The sequence below is a fragment of the Bacillus sp. EB106-02-03-XG38 genome, assembly GCF_058792175.1.
Genome location: NZ_JBYTED010000003.1, coordinates 716,014 through 734,496, shown reverse-complemented (window position 1 = coordinate 734,496; position 18,483 = coordinate 716,014). Strand labels below are relative to the sequence as shown.

Sequence of the window (18,483 nt, the reverse complement as noted above, 5' to 3'; positions counted from 1 at the left end):
ATATTTTAAGTTGACAAATACATTCATCAACTATATTGTATTAAGTGTATTACATAGAGTAGTACACTTAATACATACCAGAAAGGAGACATTGCTCTTGCATATTCAACTTGATCCAAGAAGCAACACTCCGATATGGGAACAAATTGTTCAAAATATAAAAGAACTCGTATTGAAAAACATGTTAGCTCCAAGTGACAAACTACCTTCTGTACGCGAACTCGCTTCTTTACTCGTTATAAATCCAAATACAGTGAGTAAAGCGTATCAAGAATTAGAGCGACAAGGGATTATTGAAACATTACGAGGGAAAGGAACATTTGTATCCCAATCGATCACCCCAACATTAGACGAAAGGAAAATCGCTATGGTTGAAAAGCAATTTCATCAATTACTATTAGAGGCCTCTTATCTTGGTGTTACGAAAGATAAAATTCATGATTGGATAGACTCATACTACAAAGAGATTGGAGGAAATGCGGATGCTGAAAGTGACAAGCTTGAAGAAAACGATTGATAATCAAACGATTTTAGATGATGTTTCTTTTACATTACAAAGAGGAAGTATTATCGGATTACTCGGAAGAAACGGTGCGGGGAAAACAACTTTATTACGAACGATGGTCGGCATTTTAGACCCTGATGCAGGGACTGTTACATATGAAGATACAAACATTCATCAGTGTCCTGAAATAAAGCAAAAAATCGTATATGTCCCTGATTCTACTAACATACTGAACGGATATACGGTAAAAGAAATTGTAAAGTTTTATAAAGAAGTTTATAACGCATTTGATGAAGCATATTTCTATGAACTGTTAGAACGTTTTAACTTACCAAACAAACGAATTCGTAGTTATTCAAAAGGCATGAAAGCACTACTTGCCATCATTTTAGCCGTTTCTACAAAAGCAGAATATATCATTTTAGATGAACCAACAAACGGACTTGACCCTATCGTGAAAAGACAAATTTTACAGTTTCTCGTTGGAGAAGTTGCAGAAAAAGAGATTACCATTTTCATCTCCACTCACCATTTAGATGAAGTAGAACAAATTGCAGATACAATTATTATATTAAAAGGCCATACTATCTCGTCTATTACATCACTAGACGATGCAAAATCACGATTTGCAAAAATACAAGTAGCTTACGAACGTTCATTACCTCAAAAGCTAGAAAACTTAAGCAATATCAAAATATTAAATCAAACAGGAAAAGTATATACAATCTTAATTGAGGGAAATGTGGCTACAACACTAGAGAAGTTTTATAAAGAACAACCTATACTCATTGAAGAATTAACAATGTCACTTGAAGATGTCTTCGTTACGACACTGGAGGAGGATGGGTATGTTTCATAAGGCGTTGTGGATATGGAATTGGAAGCGCGGGAAATATGCTGCGTTACTATTCTTCTTTAGTTCGCTTTATCTTCTATCTCTCGGATACTATAGAAGTGCTCAGATGGAACTCGATAAATATTACGAATTACAAGAAAAAGGGGAACTGTATTATTATTTTTATACCTTTTCTGCACGAGATGGTAATAGTTTTTGGTTAACTGTTCTTATCATCGCTTTAGCCTGCTTATTGATAGGATGGGAACGTAGCAACCAATCTAATACACTACTTATGACGATGCCATTTAAAAGAAAAAATGTTTTCTTATCTAAATGGGCTTTCGGTTCCTTCTGTATTGTGAGCTCGTTACTTATAAATTGGATTATTATGTATGTTATTTATAGAACAACCATCCATTTTGATTATCAATCATTTAGTCCATTTCACCGATACTTTCTTTATGCGATAGTTTCTTATGTTGCAGTCTATACAGCTGCTCTATGTATCGGTACTTTTACTGGAAGTATTGTTTCACAGGTCATTTTTTGCATTCCATGGCTACTAATGGGGCTTACATTTATTCCACTAGTGTACACTTTTACGCTAAACCATTTAGAGGCTACCGATACTAAAAATAATAAATTAGATCAACAACTATATGAAATCAATCAAAAAACAAATATAGTTGTACCAATATATCGCTTTTCTATTGATTATAACTATCAGCCAGATTCTCGGAAGAGGGACAACGATCCAACTACTTTAAGAAATCCAGCATCTCACGTATATTATTCAGCCAAATCAATGTTAGTCCCTATTTTCTATACAATATTTTATTTATTACTTGGGACATATTTATATATGCGGTCACCAAATGAAAATAATCAAAAGATATTTATTTTCCAAAAACATATAAAAATATGGATATGGGTGACCAGCATTTACTTTGCATTACTAGGTGGCTATAAAATCAATCAATTTTTTTTCTTACCTAACTACTATATCAGTTTGTTTCTCGCTGGAATCATTACTTATGTTGTATTATCACGCCTAACAAATTATAAAGTTTTTTAAAGGAGAGATCCTATGTTTCAAAAAGCACTGTGGCTAAGAACATATCAACAAAGTAAATATGTTGTATGGTTATTTTGGCTCGTCAGCTTCTATACTTTGTCATATAAATACTATATGACTTCTATTCAACAGCAACAATTTCTAATTGACAATAAAAAATGGAACTCTGTATATCATTATCACTTTGATTTAACACTTCTAGATCCTGTCATGCTGTTAGGTAGCGTACTTATCTTGCTAGCTTGTACGCTAATTGGATGGGAAAGACAAAATAACGCTAGTGACTTGTTATGGTCTATGCCCTTTAAACGTTCACACCTCTATATAACAAAGTGGTTGTTTGGAATCTGTAATATCGCCGCTGTTGTCATTTTAAACTGGGGGCTATTGGCTATTATGAAAAGGTTGACTTTTCATAATAAATATCAAGTATTTTCTCCGTTTCATAGTTACTTTATGTATATGTTAATTGTATTAATCGCTATTTATACACTTGCATTATGCGTAGGAACAATAACTGGGAATATTATCTCGCAAGGATTTCTCACTGCAGTTATATTAATCTTCCCTGCTTTGCTTCCATCACTTATATCAGGAGTCATCGCTGTTCACTCGAATGTCGACTTTCACGAGAAGAATGGCCGTATACATGATGTTATGGAAAACATACGTATTTCTGGTCCAGCAGAAGATTTTACTATTAACTTTAATTATGATCCACAAAGCGCTTATACTGATCAAAATGGAGTACGTCATAACGAGCCCAATTTTACAAAGATTCCACCGGCAAAAACATTGATTGGACCTATTGCGCATATTATTCTTTTATTACCATTCGGGATATATTTATATGCCCGTTCAGTCAATGAGCGAAATGGTAACTACTTATTATATCCAAAATTACAAAAAGTAGTTTTAGCTTGTGCAATTTTCTTTGGTGGGGCCGTCGGAGGTTTAATGCTAAGTCGCGCACAGTCATTGTCTAGCTTTTACATCGGATTTTTAGTTACTAGTTTAATTATCTATTTCTTCCTACCAAAAATATTAAAATGGAAAGTCTCTTGGAATTTCAAATAAAATAACCTCCTCTCGATGAGGAGGTTATTTCACATTCTCTCTTCTTTTCCCATACTCTTTTTCTTGCTTCGTTCCAAACCCGTCACCATTTGCTACAATTTGATCTGTTGGAGCAACTACGCTTTCAGCAATTCTCCATTCTCCCCCTTGCTGAATAAACACTTGCATAAAATAATTCATGCCATTTAACTGATACGGATTTTCTTTTTTTACTTCATAACGAGCTGCGACATAATACACTTGCACATTCTCAGCCTCAAACTTAGAAATATATTGCGATAATCTCGGGATATACTGTGATGCTTTTTGAAGTGGCAGTTGTTTTACTTTTACAAGAGAAGACTTGGTAACATTACTGATCGTATCTTCATGTCGAATGTTATCACTATGATGAAATAAAATAGCGTTCTGCATTGAGCGAATCCATAGTTTTGAATATAAAACAGGTTGCTTATTTGAAATATGTTGTAATTCTTTTTGAACGACTTGAAGGGGCGTAGCGGCATCCACGAATTGATTAAAGCAGAAAAAACTTCCAATCATAATGAAAAGCGTACAAATACGTTTCATAAATTTTCACTCCGATTCTTTTTAATTAAAGTATTGGAGTTTCAAAATGTTTTTATTCAAAAGAAAAAGGATAGGAAAGCTTTCGCTTCCTATCCTCATTTATTATAATACGCGGCCAAATAACTCTAATACCATTTCGATCTCTTGGTCGCTCCAACCTTTAAATCTCTCTTTATAATATTCTTTACGCACAGCTTCAAGTTTTTCAGTTACTTCTCTTCCGTGTTCTGTAATTTCTAAGTACACGATACGACGGTCTGAATTTGAACGCTTTCTTTCTACAAACCCTTTTCGTACGAGACGATCAGTAACAGCTGTAATATGACTGGAGGTTACGTTTACTTCACTCGCAATTTGAGAAGCCATCTGTGGACTGTTTAAAAATAACGCGCGTAATACAGAAAATTCATTGTATGGCATATGTTCTGCAAAACGTGTATTAATATCATTTTGTAATAAACGTATCATCTTTCGAAATGATCCGGATAACTCTAAAATCAGTGTTTCTCTTTTTTCGTTCACTAGCCTCGTCCCTTTTTTATCATATTTACACATATTATAATCTATAAATACCCTCGTTGTATATGCTTTCTTTCTCTAACATTCCCATTTATGTAACTTTTTCATACAAATTTCTTTTTTGTTCACACATATACATATAAATAAGGATGGTGATGGAAAATGCAAGGTGGAATGAATCCTTATTTACACAACGTACGTACAGCAAATACTGGTAAAGAAGCTACCATTACTGTGCAAGGTGAGGGTGTTGTAAAAGCAAAACCAAATGTTGTTATCTTAACAATTGGTATTCGTACAGATCATAAAAATGTAAAACAGGCACAAGAGGAGAATGCAGTGCAGTCTAAACAATTATTAGATGCACTGAAACAGCTAGGGATTGCCGAAAAAAATATAGAAACCATTTCATATACGATTACGCCTCAGTACGAATATGTAAATGATAAAGCGTTATTACAAGGGTATCGTGTGGAGCATTTGTATGAAATTACCGTTTTAAATGTACAAAAAGCAGGGGAAGTATATGATATAGCCGTTTCAAATGGAGCAAACTTAGCAAAAGGCCTACGCTTTCGAATATCTCACCCAAATAAATATTACGAGCAAGCACTCATTCAAGCTCTGCAACAAGCGGTAGAAAAAGCTCGTGCTATTGCGAGTACATACAATTTAAATATTAATCCTGTTCCACTCTCATTCGTTGAAGAATCTGCTCAATTACCACGAGAAGTTGCGTCCTTTGCTACTTTACATGCACAAGCAGCTCCACCCATTCAATCGGGAGAATTAGAAATCATTTCAACAATACGGGCGATTTTTACGTATTTATAAATAATCTTATTTATAAGTAAACGTTATCATTTTCCTTGTTGTAAAAACATGATGTTCTGATATAATAAAGGACGGTGAGCTCTTACGAAAGAGATATCACGGGTGGGAGAGGGATATGAAAAAGAAGGTTTAACATGAAAGGAATACTTGAAAGAACATTTAAATTAGGTTTACACGAAACATCACCAAAACAAGAAGTTTTAGCTGGAGTTACGTCATTTTTCACGATTGTATATATTATGATTGTAAATGCGTCAATTTTATCCGATGCTGGCATTCCTCTTGAAGCTGGAATTTTAGCAACTGTTTTCAGTTCATTTGTCGGATGTCTGCTCATGGCATTTTGGGCAAATGCACCTGCTATTCTTGTCCCTGGTATGGGTGTAAATGCATTCTTCACGTACACTGCTGTGCATACGCTCGGATTATCTTGGCAGGAAGCATTAGCAGCTGTCTTCATCTCTGGTATTATTTTTGCAATTGCTGCGTTTACACCAATCGCTCGCGTGCTTTCAGTATCGATTCCAAAGTCATTAAAGGAAGCTATCACTGTCGGCATCGGATTATTTTTAGCATTTATCGGATTGCAAAAAGGTGGTTTAGTCGTTTCGAATCCAAATACGGCTGTTGCAATGGGTAAATTAAGTAACCCTGTCGTTCTCGCGACTGTGCTTACTCTTATCGTTGCACTTGTATTATTTATTCGTAATGTACGTGGAAACTTTTTATGGACGATTGCAATAGGAACTGGTATTGCATGGCTATTTGGTCTTGTTGATACAAGTCAAATCGGAAATAGTTCATTCTCATTTGCGAGTTACGGCGATGTGTTTGGAGCTATGTCATTTGGCAAACTTTCTTCCTTACCATTTTGGATTGCAACATTCTCCTTAAGCATGGTGCTTATTTTTGAGAACATGGGACTTCTACACGGTTTATTAGAAGATGACCGTAAATTCCCACGTGCTTACCAAGCCAATGCAATTTCAGCAATGACATGTGGTCTATTTGGCACAAGCCCTACCGTATCAACAGTAGAGAGTGCCGCAGGTATTACTGCAGGCGGAAAGACAGGTCTGACGTCTATCGTTACAGGATTGTTATTCTTTGCATCACTGTTTGCACTTCCGTTTGTCAAACTAATTCCTGATAGTGCCATTGCACCAATCTTAATTATTATTGGCGGCCTGATGATTACAAGCATTCAACAAATTCCTCTGAACGATTTTTCAGAAGGGTTTCCAGCGTTCTTAATTATCGTCATGATCCCGCTCACATATAGTATCGCTGATGGCATTGCGTTCGGATTTATCGCTTATCCTATCTTAAAAGTTGCTCTTGGAAAGCGTAAAGAAGTCGCACCGTCCATGTATATCATTACATGCTTATTCTTAGCCATGTTCGTATTACACGCTATTGGTTAAGTAAAAACACCGAGGAGTTTTCCTCGGTGTTTTTTTACTTAAACCATCCTTTTTTATAAAACCAAGCCATCATGCCGCCGCCAATTAGTGCCATGATAAGTAGACAAATAAAATAACTATACTGTCCACCAAGCTCTGGCATATGCGTAAAGTTCATTCCGTATACTCCCGCAATAAACGTTAATGGCATGAAAATAGTCGAGAAAACAGTTAGTGTTTTCATAATGTTATTCATATGATGTGAGTTTAATGAAAAATAGCTATCCCGAATATCTGCCGTTAACTCTCGGCTTGCTTCAATCATTTCTGTCAGCTTAAGTAAATGATCATGTATATCTTTAAAGTAAATTTCATGATCACTTATACCGTAAAAACGAGTCGAATTTAATATACGATACAATAAATCACGCATCGGAATAATTGTACGCCTTAGCTTCGATAAATCTGCACGTATATCAAATACTTCTTCTAGTACACTTCCTGCTGTCTCACCCGTTAAATTATCATCAATTGCATTTAAATGATCCTCAATGTAATATACAGGCGCAAAATAATCATCCACAATTTGATCAATAATAGTATGCGCTACATGCAAAGGACTATTTTTAATACGCTTCTTTTCTCCAAGCGTTTTCCATACTCTTTCGATTGCATTGTTATGAGAAAAGTGGAAAGAAACAATATAACGATCACTAATAAATAAATCGATCTCATGCGGTTCTAATCCATCCTCACCAAATGCATGAAGAACTAAAAAGTTATATCCATCATAAAAATCAACTTTTGGCCTCTGTACATATTCTATACAGTCTTCAATTGCAAGGGGATGGAACTTAAAATGATCTTGCAAAATGTATGTATACTCTTCTTTCGTTGGCTTATATAAATCTAGCCAATACCATACAATATGGTCTTTCTTTGTTTCCTCTAACGAAACATCATATAATACTTCATCTGCTTTTGTTATTGCACAAATTCTAATCATAATTTCACCCATTATTATTATAAACAAAAAATAGCAAAAAAAGCCAAGGAGAAATACTCCCTGGCCCTTCTTTATTATTCAGTAACGATGCCGTGCACTAATGTTGGTGCATCTACATGCTCTTTAGAGATCTTCATGTTCTCATAAATTTTTGCTTTTACATCTTCCACATTTTCACGGTTTGCGTAGATGGTAACAAGGGATTCACCTTTTTTCACGTTGTCCCCTACTTTTTTGCGAAGCATTAAGCCAACCGCTAAATCAATTTCAGATTCCTTCGTCGCACGTCCTGCTCCTAAAAGCATTGCTGCTGTTCCGATTTCATCTGCAACGATTTCTGATACATAACCGTCTTCCTTCGCTTCTACTTCAATTTTAAACTGTGCTTGTGGTAATTTAGAAGGATCATCAACAACAGATGCATCGCCGCCTTGCGCTGATAAGAACGTTTTAAATGATTCTAGCGCTTTACCGTTGTTCATTACTTCAATTAATTTCTCACGTGCATCTTCTAAAGATGAAGCTTGTCCAGCAAGGTATACCATTTGACTTCCAAGCGTTAAACACAACTCTTCTAAATCTTTTGGTCCTTTACCTTGTAATGTATCAATTGCTTCTTGTACTTCAAGTGCATTACCAATCGCCTCACCAAGTGGTTGACTCATATCAGAAATAACAGCCATCGTATTACGGCCAACGTTATTACCAATGCGCACCATTGCTTCTGCTAAACGTTTTGCATCTTCATCTGTTTTCATAAATGCACCTGCTCCAGTTTTTACATCAAGAACAATTGCATCTGCACCAGCAGCAATTTTTTTACTCATAATGGAGCTTGCAATAAGCGGAATTGAGTTTACTGTTGCTGTTACATCACGAAGTGCATACAATTTTTTATCCGCAGGTGTTAAGTTTCCACTTTGACCAATAACTGCGATTTTATTTTCATTCACAAGACGCATAAACTCAGCATTTTCGATTTCAACATGGAATCCTGGAACTGCTTCTAATTTATCGATTGTACCACCAGTATGTCCTAGACCACGTCCAGACATTTTTGCAACCGGTACACCTAAAGCGGCTACTAATGGACCTAACACAAGTGTTGTTGTATCACCAACGCCACCTGTTGAGTGCTTATCTACTTTTACTCCTTCAATAGCTGATAAGTCGATTGTATCACCGCTATTTACCATTGCCATCGTTAAATCAGCACGTTCTTGATCGTTCATATCTTGGAAGAAAATTGCCATTGCAAGTGAACTTACTTGATAATCAGGAATATCACCATTCGTATATCCTTCAACAATAAAATTAATTTCTTCTGTCGTTAATGCATGTCCGTCACGTTTTTTTGCAATTAGGTCCACCATTCTCATTGTGAGGTCACCCCTTCATTTGTTTTACGATTGCTTTTACTAATGCTAAGAAATTAGCTTTAACACGTTCTGTCGTTTCGATTACTTCATCGTGGTGAAGCGGTTGATCTAGAATACCAGCTGCCATATTTGAAATACAAGAAATACCAAGTACTTTCATACCAGCATGACGCGCTACAATTACTTCAGGTACTGTTGACATACCAACTGCATCTCCGCCAAGTGTACGAAGCATACGAATTTCAGCAGGTGTTTCGTATACAGGACCTGTCATTCCAACGTATACACCTTCTTGTACTTTAATATTTAAGTCCGCTGCAACTTGTTTCGCCATTTCGCGAAGCTCTACTGTATATGATGTAGACATATCAGGGAAACGTACACCCATTTCAGAATCATTTGGTCCGATTAATGGGTTTGTACCCATGAAGTTAATGTGATCTGAAATTAACATAAGATCGCCTGGTTCGAATGATGTATTTACACCACCAGCTGCATTTGTTACAACAACTGTTTCTACACCTAGTTCCTTCATAACACGAACTGGGAATGTTACTTTTTGCATGTCGTATCCTTCATAGAAGTGGAAACGTCCTTGCATTGCTACTACTGTTACACCTTGAAGTGTACCGAATACTAGTTGGCCTGCATGACCTTCTACAGTTGATACTGGGAATTCAGGGATTTCACTGTAAGGTACTGTTACTGCGTTCTCGATTTCATCTGCTAATACACCTAGTCCAGATCCAAGGATTAGCCCTACTTGTGGTGTCTCTTGAAATTTTTCTTGTAAGTATGAAGCTGATTTTGTAATAAGTTCACGATTCATTTGTTTATCCCCCTATTTCTTTAGCTCGTTTAAGAAGCTTGTTCCGTATTCTGGCATTTTCACACCGAAGTTCTCCGCTACAGTTGCACCAATATCAGCAAATGTTTGACGAAGTGGTAACTCTTGTCCGCCTTCTTTCATGCTTGGGCTATATGCTAATAACGGTACATATTCACGTGTATGGTCAGTACCGTGGTGAACTGGATCGTTACCGTGGTCTGCTGTAATTAATAATAAATCATCTTCTTTTAGTTTTTCGAATACTTCTGGAAGGCGTGCATCATATTCCTGCAATGCTTCTCCGTATCCTTGTGGATCACGACGGTGACCAAATAGTGCATCAAAGTCAACTAAGTTTAAGAAGCTAAGACCTGTAAAGTCCATATTTAATGTATCTACAAGCTTATCCATTCCATCCATGTTCGACTTCGTACGAAGCGATTCAGTAACCCCTTCACCATCATAGATGTCAGAGATTTTACCGATAGCAATCACATCGTAGTCACTATCTTTTAATTCATTCATTACTGTACGGCCGAATGGTTTTAATGCATAGTCATGACGGTTCGGTGTACGAGTAAAGTTGCCAGGCTCACCAACGAATGGACGAGCGATAACACGGCCTACCATGTACTTCTCATCTAACGTTAATTCACGTGCAATTTTACAAATTTTATATAATTCATCAAGCGGCACTACTTCTTCGTGTGCTGCAATTTGCAGAACGCTATCAGCAGAAGTGTAAACGATTAAAGAACCTGTTTCCATTTGTTCTTGACCAAGCTCATCAAGAATTTCAGTTCCAGAAGCTGGTTTATTACCAATAATTTTACGGCCTGTTTTTTCTTCTAATTCATCAAGTAATTCTTTCGGGAATCCTTCAGGGAATACTTGGAATGGTGTATCAATGTAAAGGCCCATGATTTCCCAGTGACCTGTCATTGTATCTTTACCAGTAGATTTCTCTTGCATTTTTGTATAATATCCAAGTGGTTTTTCTACTTTAGAGATACCTTTCATTTCACGAATGTTACCAAGACCTAATTTCACCATGTTAGGCATTTGTAACCCATTCATATGTTCAGCAATGTGACCAATTGTGTCAGATCCTAAATCACCAAATTGCTCAGCATCTGGTGCTTCACCGATTCCAACAGAATCCATTACGACTAGGAATATACGTTTATATTTATTCATAACTGCGACCTCCTATAAGTTCAGCTCTACTTCTTGTAGTATGTTCAAAACGCTATAAAGTGAAACTGTTCTCCATAAGAATTATCTTTCGTTCTCATTATCAAACAGTACTTCTTTAAATGATTTTCTAACCTATTTCGTTTACTTTGAAACGACTCAAAAACATTTCTAGTTTTTTCTAAGTCAGATGTCAGACATCTGATACTGATATCATAACATGTTTACGCTTTCTTTTTAATACATTTTCGTAGAATTTCTCATTTTCTTCACACTTCTATTGTAATCCATTATGCAAAGAAGTGCTAATGATTTTGCGATTTATTTATTCATATAAAGTGAAACTTTAATCAGTGGGGGTTTTCTTCATCCCCACTGATTATTAGCCCTCACCAATCGGACTTTAATGGGCAGCCCGCCCCCCACCTAATTTCTTTGCTTTCGCTCAATTTTGAGGTGGGGGTCTTACTGCCCATTAAAGCGGGATAAAATGAACTTTTAATCTCCCCGCAAATAACGAGATAAAAATAAAAAGTAGCTCTAAAGAGCTACTTTTTATTTTACTTCTACTGTTTCTTCTTTATGTTCATGCAGTTCACCTTTTTTAACGTGAACTTTCACTTTGTAAGAACCGTTTTCTTTGAAAGTATGTTTCGTTTCATACTCTCCTTTATTTCCTTCTTTCGCTGGAATGAATTCGTGTTTTTCAACACCATCTTTCCAAATCTCAAGTTGGACTTCAGCACCAGTTAACGCTTCTTCTTTTTGCTTTAAGTGAACTTTCATTGTTGATTCAGCATTTGCTTTTATGTCACCAGCCATAAGGTGAATCATTGTATCGCTTTTATGATCGCCATGCCCTGCGCCGTGATCACTATTTTCTTTTTTCGCATCTTCTACTTTCGCATTCCCTACAGCCACTTTTACTTCTGGCATAACATGCATTTCACGTGCATTTGTGTGAGCGATAATATGGTATACTCCATCCGTCTCGAACGTTTTCTCGACAGCATAAACACCTTTTCCTTTATGCTTACCATCTAACATCTCGTGCTTTTCATCGCCAGCTTTCCAAATTTCAAACTTTACATCATCAGCATCCGTTACTTTTTCTTTTCCTTGTGTAACAAGTGCTTGTACTTCTGTTTTTTCACCAGGTTTAATTTCTTTCGGATTTGTTTGAACTGCTACTTTTACAGCTTCCAGTTTCTGTTCTTTTTTCGGTTCTTCTTTGTTTGTATTACAGCCAGCCAATGCTAGCATCGCGATAAATAAAGTCATAATAAGTTTTTTCATCATCATTTCCTCCTTCATACCTTATTTAGTATAGAGGAAATACATTGTAATATTCTAGTCTTCTGCTGAAAACAATGTACGAAATGTTTGTGAAGTTTCTGTGAAATACTATAGCCTTTTGAATCTATGAAAAAAAGAGCATAGTAACTATGCTCTTGGATGAAACTGTTTATATACATCTTTTAATCTAGTTTTTGAAACATGCGTATAAATTTGTGTCGTTGAAATATCTGCATGTCCAAGCATTTCTTGCACAGCACGCAAGTCTGCTCCATTTTCTAATAAATGCGTAGCAAAAGAATGGCGCAACGTATGAGGTGTAAGCTCTTTTTCAATATTTGCTTCTTTCGCTAATCGTTTTAAAATTTTCCAAAAACCTTGTCTTGATAATCGATTGCCATGATGGTTTAAAAAGAGTGCATCTACTACTTTTTTACCCATCAATTCTCTTCTTCCCTTTTCAATATACTTTTGAATCGCTTCCGTCGCTAAACTTCCTAGTGGAATAATTCTTTCTTTATTCCCTTTCCCTATGCAACGAACGAATCCCATCGTTAAATGTACATCTTCTAAATTTAAGGCAATTAATTCCGAAACACGAAGTCCTGTTGCATACAGTAACTCTAGCATTGCTTTATCACGAACCCCAAAAGCACTCGTCATTTTTGGTGTCTGAAGTAACGCTTCTACTTCATCAACTGATAATACTTTCGGTAATTTCCGTTCTCCTTGAGGCGTCTCAATATGTACGGATGGATCGTGCTCTACCGCTCGTTCACGAAGTAAAAATTGATGGAACGAACGAATCGATGCAATATGACGTGCTAATGTTTTCGAAGATTTTCCATTTTCTTTTAAGTGCTGCAGAAAATTAACAATGTGTAAGCGTGTCACTTCATGAAAGCTTTTCGCTTGTTCTACATTTTGCAAATACTTTACATAACTTTTCAAATCACGTTCATAAGATACTACTGTATTTTTCGCTAGCCCTTTTTCGACAACCATATAATGAATAAAATCTTTTAATTGATCTTCCAATCTACACTACTCCCCATTTTCATAGAAAAACATCATTCTATTTACGAAAGCATCCTTTGCCGGCTCTTCATTCCCTGATACTTTTTCTACTGTCTCTTCTTTTGGCTTTTCATAACGATGATAGCTTTCATATTCTTCATTTATCCATAGTATAGCGAAATAAAACAAAATCGTACAACTTGTAAATAATAAAAATACTTTTATCCCATCAAAAGTTAATTTTAAAGCTCGGCGCATTGTAAATTCCTCCAAAATATAAGTTATTACAACATATGCCAAGCTTTCACCAATTTATACCTTATTCAAATAAAAAACCTCTTCCTAGTTAAATAGGAAAAGGTTATTTTTCATCCGTTTCATTTTCTTGACAATTTTTACAAATCCCATGGAATGTTAAACGATGATCCTTCACCTTAAAGCTCCAGTCATGTTCTACTTTCCTTTCCACTTCACCAAGTAAATCTTCTTGTATTTCTTGTACAGCACCACATTGTGTACAAATCAAATGATGGTGGAAACGCTGCGCACCTTCTTGGCGTAAGTCATAGCGTGAAACACCGTCTCCGAAGTTAATCTTATCGACAACTTTTAACTCAGATAATAGTTCTAAAGTTCGATAGACGGTTGCTAATCCGATCTCTGGCGACTTTTCTTTTACAAGGAGGTAAACATCTTCTGCGCTTAAATGATCTTCTTCATTTTCTAGCAGCACACGAACTGTTGCTTCACGTTGCGGTGTTAACTTGTAGCTCGCTGCATGTAATTGCTTCTTAATTCGTTCAATTCTTTCTTCCATTCGGTACTACTCCCTCCTCGCCACTCTTACACCATTATATCAGAAGAAGGGCTTCTGTCAAAAGAAAAACAATGAAAACAAATTGATAATTATTCTCATAAAGTATTTATTGTTTATTAATAGCCTCAACGACTTCTTTCATTAAAACTGGTGATGCATAAGCTTCTACACTAGAAGCAAGAGCTAGCACCGCTCCAATGATAAGAAAGAAGCATGTATAACGAATTAATAATGGTAATAGCGGCTCGGTTATTTTCCGTATAAATTGGTGCCTAATCATGCGTAAAGAAAAACTGGCTGCAATTGTTGTCATAACGAGAAATACTGGAATAATAATGAGATTTTGCGGCAATACAGAAACAAATGCTAATAATAATCCATTCCATCCGTGCTGACTTACTAAAAAACCAACTGTAAATCCAACGACTACTCCTTTTACAAACAATAAAATAAAAATAAGTGGCAATCCAATAATTGAAATCCCCAAAATCCAAATAAATCCAATGTATTTTAATTGCGAAAAGTAACTTTCTCGAAACATTTCGCTTGCAATAGCAAATTCTCCTTTAGAAACTTGTCCAAAAAAGCGCTGTAAATAAAATGATAAATCTTGTTTTTGATTTAATTGTAGACTATTTACCAGTATGGCCCCAAATATGACTCCCATCAATAATAAAACAGCGTTAAATATATATAATGAAGAGTTTTCCTGTATGTGAGACATTACACGGTCTTGCCAAGTTTTTCTCCACATTTTCCTTCCCTCCGTTCACACTCTTACTAAAAATGTATGAAAGAAAGAAAAAAGTATGACGAATTAACATTGAAATTCCGCTCTACTTTGCTAAACTAAAAGTAGAGAATAGGAGGGATTTCTCTTGAAACCATTATTATTAGATTTTCCAACATTATTTCAAACTGAACGCTTACAAGTTCGTAAGCCATTTCCAGGTGATGGTGCAGAAGTATATGAAGCAATCCAAGCTTCTCTAGAAGACTTAGTACCGTGGATGCCAATTAACGCTGAAACAGAAGAAAGTGCTGAAGAAATCGTTCGTAACGCTCACGGACAGTTTTTACTTCGTGAAACACTTGATTTTCACTTATACGATAAAGTATCGGGTACATTCATCGGAGCTATAACGCTCAAACCTGAAAACTGGGATATTCCAAAGTTTTCACTTCACTTCTGGCTGCATAGCGCTTATACGAAACAAGGCTATATGACTGAAGCCATTAAAGGCGCTATTCAATTTGCCTTTGATAAGCTAAGTGCTAGAAGAGTTGAAATTCGTGTTGATGCAACAAATACAAATGCATGTAACCTAGCAGAACGTTTAGAATTCATTCTAGAAGGTACAATGGAAAATGATTTCATAGCTCCAGATGGTAGCTTACGTGATGCACGCGTATACGCAAAAATCAATTAAAAAACACTCGCCTTTGGCGAGTGTTTATTTTTGTAGTTGTAAATATTGTACTGCGAACATCGTCTTCGCATCATGAATACGAAGATCTTCCATAAGCGTAATCGCTTCTTCTAACGATACTTCCATCAATTCCACAAACTCATCTTCATCTAACGCAGCTTTATTTTCTTTCTTCGTCAAACCTGTCGCTTTATATACATATAAAATTTCATCTGCAAATCCTGGAGATGTATAGAAAGAAGTAATAAGCTCCATATTTTCACATACATATCCCGTTTCCTCTTCTAATTCACGAACTGCTGTCACCTCAGGTTTTTCACCAGGTTCTAACTTGCCGGCCGGAATTTCTATAATCGCCTTTTCAAGCGCTTTACGATACTGCTCAACAAGCACGATTTTCCCCTCATCAGTAATAGCAATAATAGCAACTGCACCAGGGTGATTTACAATTTCACGTTTACTCATTGCTCCATTTGGTAATACTACATCATCAACACGAACTTTTATAACTCTACCATCAAAAATCGGTTCAGTTTTTACTGTTCTCTCCGCAAGATTACTCATACTACTTCATCTCCCTGTTCTATTTCCTATTCTTTCCTCATACATTTTACCACATTGAAAGGAGCGTGATAGAAATGAAAGTTTATATTTTACCAAATCGCGTCACTTTAGTCGGAAAAGCATGGCAAATTCGCCATAAGCTAAAACAATATGGCAAAGAGTATACAACTGTACAAGAGTGGATTTCAGCTAGTAAAAAGTAAAAGTTTGTCAACCTCTTTTCCCTTTCGTACAATAAGAGTAAGGAGGTTGACTTATGAAAAAACGTCAATTAGGAAACTCAGATTTATTTGTGACAGAAATGGGACTTGGCTGTATGTCTCTCGGTACATCTGAAGCAGAAGCTATGCGTATTATCGATGAAGCAATTGATTTAGGAATCAATTTTTTTGATACAGCGGATTTATATGATTATGGATTAAACGAAGAATTTGTTGGAAAAGCATTAAAAGGGAAACGAGATCAAATTGTTCTTACAACGAAGGTTGGAAATCGATGGACAGAGGAAAAAAACGGCTGGTCTTGGGATCCTTCTAAAAATTACATAAAAGCTGAAGTGAAAGAAAGTTTACGTAGACTTCAAATCGATTATATTGATTTATATCAACTTCATGGCGGGACGATTGAAGATCCTATAGATGAAACAATTGAAGCCTTTGAAGAATTAAAAAAAGAAGGTATCATTCGTCATTACGGTATTTCTTCTATACGTCCAAATGTCATCCGTGAGTATGCAAAACGTTCAAATATCATTAGTGTACTTATGGAATATAGCCTTTTAAATCGTCGCCCCGAAGAATGGTTCCCACTTCTAAACGAACATCAAATTAGCGTCATTGCTCGTGGGCCACTTGCAAAAGGAATTTTAACTGACAATAATGCAAGAAAGATAGAAAGGGTAAAAGAAAAGGATTACCTTTCTTATTCTTACGATGAATTATATGCGACACTCTCGGGTGTAAAAGAAATAACAAAAGAAAAATCCTTAACAGGAACAGCTATTCAATATTGCTTACATAGCGAAACTGTTGCAGCTGTTATACCTGGTGCAAGCTCTATTAAGCAATTGCAAGAAAATGTACAGGCTAGTACACAAGTAGAGCTAACAGCAGCAGAATATATACACATTCAGCAAATTGCTAAATGTGATACCTACGCTTTACACCGTTAAAAAGACGCTACCATACTGGTAGCGTCTTTTTATAGCGTATCATATTTATCAGGATTCGTTCCTACATGTAAATTACGATTTAACGTATTAATTTGAGTCATCTCTTCTTCCGTTAGTGAAAAATCAAAGATAGTAAAATTCTCCTTAATGCGAGATGGTGTAACAGATTTAGGAATCGTCACTACCCCACTTTGAATATCCCATCTTAATATAACTTGCGCAGGTGTTTTATCATATTTAGTAGCAATGGCCTGAATAATCGGGTGCTCGAATACTTCCCCGCCCCTCATTAATGGGCTCCATGCCTCCATTTGAATTTGCTCACCTTGACAGAAATTACGCAATTCAAATTGCGCTAACATCGGATGAAGTTCCACTTGGTTTACCATCGGCTTCACCTTACAATTTGGTAATAATAGTTCTAAGTGATGTTTATGAAAATTAGAAACACCAATTGCACGCACTTTACCTTCTTCATACAGTTTTTCTAACGCTCGGTACGTATCGACATACTTCCCTCTTATTGGCCAATGTATTAAATATAAATCTACATAGTCCATTTGTAATTTCTTTAAGCTTTTTTCAAACGCCGCAAGTGTTTCCTCGTATCCTTGATCGTCGTTCCAAACTTTCGTTGTAATAAATATGTCTTCTCTCGAAATCCCTGATTCACGAACCGCCTCTCCGACACCGCTTTCATTTTCATATACAGTTGCTGTATCAATCGAACGGTATCCAACTTCTAACGCTGTTTTTACTGCTTGTTTTACTTCGTCGCCTTCTTTCGCTTTATAAACACCTAGACCGATCATCGGCATTTTTACGCCATTATGAAGTGTAGTTGTTGGAATGTGCACAGTCGTCTCCCTTTCATTCTTACATTTTTTTATAAGCCACCACTTTATTTGAACAAGATTCAACCAAAAAGTCAAAACATATGTACAGTTTACATAATAATT

General features: G+C 36.1%; 22 protein-coding genes. 9 read left to right on the top strand and 13 right to left on the bottom strand.

Annotation, left to right across the window (positions count from 1 at the left end):
- Nucleotides 1–97: 97 nt before the first annotated feature.
- Genes AC3WTI_RS18395 through AC3WTI_RS18380 form a run of 4 tightly spaced genes read left to right on the top strand, consistent with a single transcriptional unit; the run spans nt 98 to nt 3,495 of the window.
- Nucleotides 98–517, top strand: a complete 420-nt coding sequence (locus tag AC3WTI_RS18395; protein ID WP_000548032.1) for a GntR family transcriptional regulator — start codon at nt 98–100, stop codon at nt 515–517.
- Nucleotides 483–1,364 carry an ABC transporter ATP-binding protein gene (locus AC3WTI_RS18390; protein WP_071757338.1) on the top strand — a complete coding sequence of 294 codons (882 nt, stop codon included), beginning with the start codon at nt 483–485 and terminating at the stop codon, nt 1,362–1,364. Before AC3WTI_RS18395 ends, AC3WTI_RS18390 begins: the two co-directional genes overlap by 35 nt.
- The gene (locus AC3WTI_RS18385; RefSeq protein WP_097841185.1) at nt 1,354–2,418 is read left to right on the top strand and encodes an ABC transporter permease subunit; all 1,065 of its coding nucleotides are present in this window, start codon (nt 1,354–1,356) and stop codon (nt 2,416–2,418) included. Before AC3WTI_RS18390 ends, AC3WTI_RS18385 begins: the two co-directional genes overlap by 11 nt.
- A 12-nt stretch (nt 2,419–2,430) precedes the next feature.
- Nucleotides 2,431–3,495 carry an ABC-2 transporter permease gene (locus tag AC3WTI_RS18380; protein ID WP_087956839.1) on the top strand — a complete coding sequence of 355 codons (1,065 nt, stop codon included), beginning with the start codon at nt 2,431–2,433 and terminating at the stop codon, nt 3,493–3,495.
- Between the two features lie 24 nt (nt 3,496–3,519).
- Here the strand turns inward: AC3WTI_RS18380 and AC3WTI_RS18375 are convergent, their stop codons facing one another.
- Both AC3WTI_RS18375 and AC3WTI_RS18370 read right to left on the bottom strand, forming a co-directional pair.
- The gene (locus tag AC3WTI_RS18375; protein WP_087956840.1) at nt 3,520–4,065 is read right to left on the bottom strand and encodes a hypothetical protein; all 546 of its coding nucleotides are present in this window, start codon (nt 4,063–4,065) and stop codon (nt 3,520–3,522) included.
- 102 nt (nt 4,066–4,167) lie between these two features.
- Nucleotides 4,168–4,587, bottom strand: coding sequence for a MarR family winged helix-turn-helix transcriptional regulator (locus AC3WTI_RS18370; RefSeq protein ID WP_001003313.1), 420 nt, complete (start codon nt 4,585–4,587; stop codon nt 4,168–4,170).
- Between the two features lie 159 nt (nt 4,588–4,746).
- Between AC3WTI_RS18370 and AC3WTI_RS18365 the strand changes: the two genes are divergently transcribed.
- Together AC3WTI_RS18365 and AC3WTI_RS18360 are read left to right on the top strand one after the other, a co-directional pair.
- Nucleotides 4,747–5,418, top strand: coding sequence for an SIMPL domain-containing protein (locus AC3WTI_RS18365; protein WP_087956841.1), 672 nt, complete (start codon nt 4,747–4,749; stop codon nt 5,416–5,418).
- Nucleotides 5,419–5,552: 134 nt separating this feature from the next.
- Nucleotides 5,553–6,842 carry an NCS2 family permease gene (locus AC3WTI_RS18360; RefSeq protein WP_087956842.1) on the top strand — a complete coding sequence of 430 codons (1,290 nt, stop codon included), beginning with the start codon at nt 5,553–5,555 and terminating at the stop codon, nt 6,840–6,842.
- Nucleotides 6,843–6,876: 34 nt separating this feature from the next.
- On the opposite strand, the gene corA is transcribed toward AC3WTI_RS18360, so the two are convergent.
- From corA to spoIIM, 9 genes are all read right to left on the bottom strand, one after another.
- Nucleotides 6,877–7,839 (bottom strand): magnesium/cobalt transporter CorA, encoded by a 963-nt coding sequence (gene corA, locus AC3WTI_RS18355; protein ID WP_048531869.1) that lies wholly within the window; start codon nt 7,837–7,839, stop codon nt 6,877–6,879.
- A 62-nt stretch (nt 7,840–7,901) separates the two neighbouring features.
- On the bottom strand, nt 7,902–9,206 hold the full coding sequence (locus tag AC3WTI_RS18350) for a pyrimidine-nucleoside phosphorylase (protein WP_087956843.1): 1,305 nt from the start codon (nt 9,204–9,206) through the stop codon (nt 7,902–7,904).
- 7 nt (nt 9,207–9,213) lie between these two features.
- Nucleotides 9,214–10,035, bottom strand: a complete 822-nt coding sequence (locus tag AC3WTI_RS18345) for a purine-nucleoside phosphorylase (protein WP_087956844.1) — start codon at nt 10,033–10,035, stop codon at nt 9,214–9,216.
- 12 nt (nt 10,036–10,047) lie between these two features.
- The gene (deoB, locus tag AC3WTI_RS18340) at nt 10,048–11,232 is read right to left on the bottom strand and encodes a phosphopentomutase (protein WP_001046083.1); all 1,185 of its coding nucleotides are present in this window, start codon (nt 11,230–11,232) and stop codon (nt 10,048–10,050) included.
- Between the two features lie 552 nt (nt 11,233–11,784).
- Nucleotides 11,785–12,528: a FixH family protein gene (locus tag AC3WTI_RS18335; protein WP_002107764.1), complete on the bottom strand. Its 744-nt coding sequence runs from the start codon at nt 12,526–12,528 to the stop codon at nt 11,785–11,787.
- 144 nt (nt 12,529–12,672) lie between these two features.
- Complete coding sequence (gene xerD, locus AC3WTI_RS18330; protein WP_000390084.1) at nt 12,673–13,563, bottom strand: site-specific tyrosine recombinase XerD; 891 nt, start codon at nt 13,561–13,563, stop codon at nt 12,673–12,675.
- A 6-nt stretch (nt 13,564–13,569) separates the two neighbouring features.
- On the bottom strand, nt 13,570–13,800 hold the full coding sequence (locus tag AC3WTI_RS18325) for a YqzK family protein (RefSeq protein ID WP_001250432.1): 231 nt from the start codon (nt 13,798–13,800) through the stop codon (nt 13,570–13,572).
- Between the two features lie 103 nt (nt 13,801–13,903).
- Nucleotides 13,904–14,359, bottom strand: a complete 456-nt coding sequence (gene fur, locus AC3WTI_RS18320; protein WP_000392655.1) for a ferric iron uptake transcriptional regulator — start codon at nt 14,357–14,359, stop codon at nt 13,904–13,906.
- Nucleotides 14,360–14,465: 106 nt separating this feature from the next.
- The gene (spoIIM, locus tag AC3WTI_RS18315) at nt 14,466–15,083 is read right to left on the bottom strand and encodes a stage II sporulation protein M (RefSeq protein ID WP_229200852.1); all 618 of its coding nucleotides are present in this window, start codon (nt 15,081–15,083) and stop codon (nt 14,466–14,468) included.
- A gap of 154 nt (nt 15,084–15,237) precedes the next feature.
- On the opposite strand from spoIIM, the gene AC3WTI_RS18310 reads away from it, so the two are divergent.
- Nucleotides 15,238–15,789, top strand: coding sequence for a GNAT family N-acetyltransferase (locus AC3WTI_RS18310; protein ID WP_048530917.1), 552 nt, complete (start codon nt 15,238–15,240; stop codon nt 15,787–15,789).
- A 24-nt stretch (nt 15,790–15,813) separates the two neighbouring features.
- Here AC3WTI_RS18310 and AC3WTI_RS18305 read toward each other — a convergent pair whose 3' ends face one another.
- A complete protein-coding gene (locus tag AC3WTI_RS18305; RefSeq protein ID WP_087956847.1) occupies nt 15,814–16,353 on the bottom strand; it encodes an NUDIX hydrolase in 540 nt (179 codons plus the stop codon).
- Between the two features lie 74 nt (nt 16,354–16,427).
- On the opposite strand from AC3WTI_RS18305, the gene mciZ reads away from it, so the two are divergent.
- Both mciZ and AC3WTI_RS18295 read left to right on the top strand, forming a co-directional pair.
- On the top strand, nt 16,428–16,556 hold the full coding sequence (mciZ, locus tag AC3WTI_RS18300) for a Z-ring formation inhibitor MciZ (RefSeq protein ID WP_087956848.1): 129 nt from the start codon (nt 16,428–16,430) through the stop codon (nt 16,554–16,556).
- A gap of 53 nt (nt 16,557–16,609) precedes the next feature.
- Entirely contained in the window at nt 16,610–17,524 is a 915-nt protein-coding gene (locus AC3WTI_RS18295) for an aldo/keto reductase (RefSeq protein WP_097841186.1), read from the top strand.
- A 29-nt stretch (nt 17,525–17,553) separates the two neighbouring features.
- Here the strand turns inward: AC3WTI_RS18295 and AC3WTI_RS18290 are convergent, their stop codons facing one another.
- On the bottom strand, nt 17,554–18,381 hold the full coding sequence (locus AC3WTI_RS18290; protein ID WP_087956850.1) for an aldo/keto reductase: 828 nt from the start codon (nt 18,379–18,381) through the stop codon (nt 17,554–17,556).
- Nucleotides 18,382–18,483 lie beyond the last annotated feature (102 nt).